Below are 6,000 nucleotides of genomic sequence, written 5' to 3'. Positions count from 1 at the left end.
CGGTGCGGCGAGAGTGCGTGCCAGGCGTCGGGCGGCAGGCGGGACTTTCGCAACACGCCCGAGGGGCCGGGGCCCCGCCCGTCAGCCCCGTGCCGGTCCGTCGACGTGCACAGTGACGAACACCGCCCGGGCGCGGGTGCCGTCGGCCGCCTCCCAGGCGCCGCTGACGTGGCCGGCCGCCGTCGCGGGGCGGGTGTCGGGTGCGGTGGGGTCCAGGACGCGGTGCAGGCGCAGGGCCCCGCCGTCCGCGGCGGTCAGGACGGTGCTCCGCTCGTCGTCGGTGACCTCGACGCCACGGCGGGGAAGGGAGAGCGGCGCCCGCGCAGGAACGGGTGACCTCGTGGTCGGGGGAGCCAGAGGCACACTCTGGCGGCGTCCGAAGCCCGCGACGGTGATCCGGATCAAGGACAGGAACTTACGCGTTCGCGTCGCGGAGCGTGCGCAGGATGCGCTCGAGGTGGCGGCGGTCCTCGGCTGAGAGTGGTCCGGCGACGTGGTTGCGCAGGTGGGAGACGTGGGCGGTCAGTGCGTGGTCAAGCGCCTGACCGCCCTTGTCGGTCAGTACGGCGAGTGCGGCTCGTCGGTCGGCAGGATCGGGGTCGCGGCGGATGAGTCCTTCCTTTTCCATGCGGTCGGCGAGCCGGGTGAAGCCGCCCGAGCTGAAGGACACGGCCTCTGCCAGGTCCGTCATGCGGAGCTGGTGGCCGGGGGTGCGGCCCAGTCGCAGCAGCACTTCGAACCAGGTGTGCGGTATATCGAGATCGCGGTTCACCAGGGGCTTGATACGGCTGTAGGCCTCCACGAAGAGACCGAAGAGTGTCACGTCGTCGTCGTTCAGCAGTTGCTCGTTCACTCCTCAAGGATGACAGAAGGACATGAGCGGAAGAATCTGCCGTTGCAATATCTGTTGTAGCAGATATATTGTCTGCGTCGGCGGATATTTCGCCGTGTCCACCCCACAGATGTGGAGTCCGTCCCATGGGAAAGCGCGTCCTGGCCGCCTTCGGCGTCGTAGCTCCCATGGGCGGCGTCCTCGCGTCCGGCCTGTCTGCGGCGCCCACTTCGGCGGACGCCGCCATCTCCTCCACCGTCGAGCGGACCGGCTCAAGCGAGGAGGCCCAGTTGCAGGCGCTGTACCGGCAGGCCGTGGCCGAAGGCGGCCGGCTCGTTGTCTTTACCGGTGGTGCCAGGTCTGGGCAGGACGACTACCTCAAGAACGCGTTCGCGAAGACGTTCCCCAAGACGAAGGGCGACATCGTCGTCGACTTCAGCAAGAACCATGACGCCCGCGTCGACCATCAGGGCACCCAAGGCTGAACCCCTGCTCGACACGGGCTGCCCACCTCGACCCGGTTCACGTCGTACACCTCGCCGCGAGGCGATTTCCCCGACCATCACCCTTCACCCGAGGAAGCACGCATGAGCACTCTCTCCTTCAAAGTCCTCGATCTCGACTTCCCGGCCGGATCCAGGAACAAGACGGCCACCCTCGTCACCGGCGAGAGCGAGGCCCTGCTGGTGGACGCGGCCTTCACCCGCGCCGACGGCCACCGTCTGGTCGCCGAGATCCTCGACTCCGGCAAGACGCTGACCACCGTCTTCGTCTCCCACGGCGACCCCGACTTCTACTTCGGCGCCGAAGTCGTCGCCGACGCCTTCCCCGAGGCGAGGTTCGTCGCCACCCCGATCGTCATCGAGCACATCAAGCACTCCTACGAGGGCAAGCTCAAGGCCTGGGCGGCGCTCGGCCCGAACCTCCCCACCCGCCTGGTCGACCTGGAGCCGCTGACCGGCGACCTCACCCTGGAGGGCCACCGCTTCGAGCTCAAGGGCGGCCCGGCCGGCCTGCCCGACCGCCACTACCTCTGGCAGGCCGAGCACCGCGCCCTGCTCGGCGGCGTCCTTCTCTTCCAGCAGGAGCACGTCTGGGTCGCCGACACCCCCACCCCCGGCGACCGCGCCGCCTGGATCGACCTCCTCGACGAGATGGCCGCCCTCGACCCGGAACTGGTCGTCCCCGGCCACCGCCTCCCCGGCACCGCGGCCGACGGCTCCGCCATCACTGCCACCCGCGACTACCTGATCGCCTTCGAGGAGGAGCTGGGCAAGGCCGCCGACGGCGCCGCGCTGAACGACGCCCTCGTCAAGCGCTTCCCGGACAACGGCATGCTGATCGCCGCCCAGATCGGTTCGAAGGTCGCCAAGGGCGAGATGAAGTGGGGCTGACGATGAGCGAGTTCGCCACCTCCACCGCGCCCGCCGACGTCGTCCGCCGCCAGTACCTGGCCTCGGCCGCCGACGACCTGGATGCCCTGCGCGCCACTCTCGCCCCCGACGTGGAGTGGACGGAGATGGCCGGCTTCCCGCTCGCCGGCACCTACCGCACCCCCGACGGCGTCACCTCGAACGTCATGGAGAAGCTCGGCCAGGACTGGGACGGCTGGACCGCCCACGACGACACCTACGTCGTCGACGGCGAGAACGTCGTCGTCCTCGCCCGCTACACCGCCGTCAACAAGGCCACCGGCAAGCCGATCCACGTCCGCGTCGCCCACCACTTCGTCGTACGCGGTGGACTCATCGTGCGCTTCGAGCAGTTCGTCGACACGGCGCTCGTCCGCGACGCCATGACCGACTGAGCCGTACCGCACCCAGCACCCCAGCCAGGAGACACGTATGTCCGCCGCGGACAACAAGGCGCTCGTGATCGCCTTCTACGAGCAGGCCTTCAACGACCACCAGCCCGAGGCCGCCGCCACCGCGCACCTCGGCGAGAGCTACACCCAGCACAACCCCGAGGCGCAGGACGGCCCGGGAGCCTTCGTCGGGTATGTCCACTGGCTGCGCGGGCAGTTCCCCGACCTGCGCCTGGACATCAAGCGGGCCATCGCCGAAGGAGAGTTGGTGGTCACCCACAGCAACCTGCACCTCAAGCCGGGCGACCGGGGCATGGCCGTCGCCGACTTCTGGCGCGTGGTCGACGGGAAGATCGTCGAGCACTGGGACGTGATCCAGGAGGTACCGGAGAAGAGCGCCAACGACAACACCATGTTCTGACGTCCGTCCGGCAAAGCGCATCACTTGCGCACCACACGGGCGATGTGCTGCTCCACCGAGGTCCCGGGTCCAGCCAGGCGGGAGCGGGAAGATTCGTCACCGAACCGCTCAAATGAGTACCGCCCTCGGTGCGAGCCCTGTCCCCCCACCCCCATGAAGGAAGGTTCCATCGGCATGTCCATCCTCCCCAGCAGGCGACGTATCCTGGCGACAGGTGCTGGTGCCGCCCTCGGCGCCGGAGTGTTCGGCGCCTCAATAGCCTCCGCCTCTGCCGCCGTGTCCCCGCACGCGGCCGGCCCCGAGGAGACCCGGACGCTCGACGAGCTCTACCAGGCCGCCCTCAAGAAGGGTGAAAAGCTCGTCATCTACGCTGGCGGCGACACCCCGACGCAGCAGGACAGCACCAAGGCGGCCTTCAAGTCCCGCTTCCCGGGCATCGACCTGACACTGGTCGTCGACTACAGCAAGTACCACGACGTCCGCGTCGACAACCAGTTCGCCACCGGCACCCTCGTTCCCGACGTCGTACAGCTGCAGACCGTGCAGGACTTCGTCCGGTGGAAGCAGCAGGGCCGGCTGCTGCCCTACAAGCCCGCCGGGTTCTCAAAGCTGTACGACGCGTTCAAGGACCCACAGGGCGCGTGGATGGCCGTCAGGGTGAGCGCGTTCAGCTTCCTGTACGGAAAGGCGGCCGTGGGCTCGGACGCGCCCCGCAACCCGCTCGACCTGGTCGACCCGAAGTGGAAGGGCGAGATCGCCTCCTCGTACCCGCACGACGACGACGCCGCCCTGTATCTCTACACGCTGTACACCCGGACCTACGGCTGGGACTGGATCGCCAAGCTGGCCGCCCAGGACGTGCAGTTCGCCCGGGGCAGCAACTCGCCGGGTGTCGCCGTCTCCGCCGGGCAGAAGGCGATCGGCGTCGGCACCTCGGGCTCGGCAGTCCCCTCGTCCACGTCCCCGTCGACGTGGGTGATCGCCGACGGGCACCCGTTCATGAGCTGGGGTCAGCGCGCGGCCATCCTGAAGCAGGCCAAGAACCCGACGGCCGCCAAGCTCTACCTCAACTGGCAGCTGTCTGCCGAGGTGCAGCAGCAATCCTTCAACGGCTGGTCGGTGCGCACCGACATCACTCCCCAGGGCGGTCTGAAGCCCATCTGGGAGTACCCCAACGCCCACCTGGACGGCTTCCCGAAGTTCATGGCCGACCGCGCCGAGGTGGAGCGCTGGAAGCAGACCTTCGCCCTGTACTTCGGCGAGGTCAAGGGCGACCCGAGCCCCGGCTGGCTCGGACTGCACCCGGGGGCCTGACCGCCGACCGGTGCCGCCCGGCCCCGCACTCCCCGCGCGATGGGCCGACGGCCCGGCAACTCCTGGCCGTCATACAGGCGACGGACAGAATCAGCGACTCCGGCCCTGTCGATGCTCCTACCCAGCACTCCAGTGCGGTCTCATGATCCGTCTGGTGAGTTCGTCGGCGGATCGTCGTTGGTAGTGACAGCGTCGGGCTACGGCCTGGTGGTATCTGCGCCAGTTGGACCAGTGCAGCAGCCTGGCTGTGGAGGTGACCGGAGTGGCGAGGACGGCGGCGAGAAGGTGGCGGATCTCCGGGACGGTCACTGGGACGGGTGTATTGGTGCGGCTGGGGTGGAGTGGGCCGATGGGCCGGTCCTGGTCGGCGCCGGCGGCAGGAGCGGTCAGGAAGGCCGGGGCGAGCATGGCGAGTGTGATGTGGCGGTGCCGTGAGGTCCAGTGTCTGACCTGGTAGTGGTCGAGTCCGGCCTGGCTCTTGGCGGCCTGGAAGCATTCCTCGACGCTGCGGCGGATGCCCGCGACGCGGACCAGCTGCGAGAGCGTCACCTGAGTGGGTGACCAGCACAGGTGGAAGGCGAGTTCGCTGGTGGTCCGGTTGCGGCGGATGAGCAGGTGGCGGTGGCTGTCGTGGCCGATACCGATCCAGGCCCGGTCGTAGTGGCGCGGGCCCTTGGCGCCCCGGCCGGTGCTGTGCCGGTGCCAGGCCGTGGCGGGCAGGCGGTCGGCGAGGGCGTCGGCACGGATGGGGGTACGGCCCTGGTTGATCCGTACCCGGGTCGAGCAGACGACGGCCAGGACGTAGCCGATGCCCCGTTCCTCCAGGCCGGCGCGCAGGTGCGGGTCCTGGCCGTATGCTTTGTCGCCGGTCATCCACGCGGCGGTGATTTTGGCGTCCAGGGCGGCGGCGATCATCTCTGTGGCCAGGCGGGGCCTGGTCCCGAACTGCACCGCCTCGGGCGCTCCGGCCGCCTGCCGGTGTTCGGGATCGGAGCACCAGGAGTGCTCGGGCAGGCAGAGGCGACGGTCTGTCAGGGCGCGTCCGCGCGGGGTGGCGTAGGCAGGGAAGACGCCGCCTGGCTGTTCTCGATGCGTCCGGCGGTGCCGGTGTACAGGCGCTGCATCTCCGCCGAGGCGCGGCCCTTCTTCACAGAGCCCGTCTCGTCCACGATCAGGACACCGCCGTCGGTGCCGAGGTGATCGACGGCGTAGGCGCGGATATCGTCACGCACGGCGTCGGCGTCCCAGCGGGCGGAGCGCAGCAGGCGCCGCATCGGCCCGGCCGGGCGTGACCGGCCTGTTCGGCCAGCCGCCGACAGTTCTTCCGCTCGGCGCCGGACAGCAGTCCCAGCACATAGGCGCGGGCGGTCGCCCAGGGTTCGACCCGCCCGAACCGACCCGCGAGGTGGGCCATCACCTGGTCGAACATCGCCCGCCAGCGGGCAGGGTCTACGCCATGGCCCGCGGCCACCGCACGATCTTCAGGAGTCCACAACCCCCGATGATCACGCGGTGGCCGTACCCGTTCCCGACCGGGGCCACCGCAAGATCGCGAAGTCAGACTGGAGTATTAAGCGGCAGCCGAGCCGCCATGGTTCGGGACGCCCCCGATATGTATTTTTCGCTGCG

7 protein-coding genes and 1 pseudogene are annotated in these 6,000 nt (G+C 69.3%); 5 read left to right on the top strand and 3 right to left on the bottom strand.

From position 1 onward, the window contains the following. Positions 1 to 81: 81 nt before the first annotated feature. Positions 82 to 405 carry a hypothetical protein gene (locus tag IE277_RS21890; RefSeq protein ID WP_189954914.1) on the bottom strand — a complete coding sequence of 108 codons (324 nt, stop codon included), beginning with the start codon at positions 403 to 405 and terminating at the stop codon, positions 82 to 84. Between the two features lie 10 nt (positions 406 to 415). Then, positions 416 to 853, bottom strand: a complete 438-nt coding sequence (locus IE277_RS21885; protein WP_189954913.1) for a MarR family winged helix-turn-helix transcriptional regulator — start codon at positions 851 to 853, stop codon at positions 416 to 418. 125 nt (positions 854 to 978) lie between these two features. Between IE277_RS21885 and IE277_RS47355 the strand changes: the two genes are divergently transcribed. The 5 genes from IE277_RS47355 (at position 979) to IE277_RS21860 (ending at position 4,371) form a co-directional block, all read left to right on the top strand. Continuing rightward, positions 979 to 1,317 (top strand): hypothetical protein, encoded by a 339-nt coding sequence (locus tag IE277_RS47355; protein WP_229881893.1) that lies wholly within the window; start codon positions 979 to 981, stop codon positions 1,315 to 1,317. 102 nt (positions 1,318 to 1,419) lie between these two features. Next, complete coding sequence (locus IE277_RS21875; RefSeq protein WP_189954912.1) at positions 1,420 to 2,226, top strand: MBL fold metallo-hydrolase; 807 nt, start codon at positions 1,420 to 1,422, stop codon at positions 2,224 to 2,226. Between the two features lie 2 nt (positions 2,227 to 2,228). Next, on the top strand, positions 2,229 to 2,639 hold the full coding sequence (locus IE277_RS21870) for a nuclear transport factor 2 family protein (RefSeq protein WP_189954911.1): 411 nt from the start codon (positions 2,229 to 2,231) through the stop codon (positions 2,637 to 2,639). Positions 2,640 to 2,676: 37 nt separating this feature from the next. Beyond that, the gene (locus IE277_RS21865) at positions 2,677 to 3,057 is read left to right on the top strand and encodes a nuclear transport factor 2 family protein (protein ID WP_189954910.1); all 381 of its coding nucleotides are present in this window, start codon (positions 2,677 to 2,679) and stop codon (positions 3,055 to 3,057) included. A 174-nt stretch (positions 3,058 to 3,231) separates the two neighbouring features. Further along, positions 3,232 to 4,371: an ABC transporter substrate-binding protein gene (locus IE277_RS21860; RefSeq protein WP_189954908.1), complete on the top strand. Its 1,140-nt coding sequence runs from the start codon at positions 3,232 to 3,234 to the stop codon at positions 4,369 to 4,371. Positions 4,372 to 4,488: 117 nt separating this feature from the next. On the opposite strand, the pseudogene IE277_RS21855 reads toward IE277_RS21860, so the two are convergent. Continuing rightward, a pseudogene (locus tag IE277_RS21855) lies at positions 4,489 to 5,785 on the bottom strand (IS701 family transposase). Between the last annotated feature and the right edge of the window lie 215 nt (positions 5,786 to 6,000).

The organism is Streptomyces alanosinicus (genome assembly GCF_014650595.1).
Taxonomy (GTDB): domain Bacteria; phylum Actinomycetota; class Actinomycetes; order Streptomycetales; family Streptomycetaceae; genus Streptomyces; species Streptomyces alanosinicus.
Note: the sequence above shows the minus strand (reverse complement) of the source record. Positions and strands in the feature narration are given on the sequence as shown.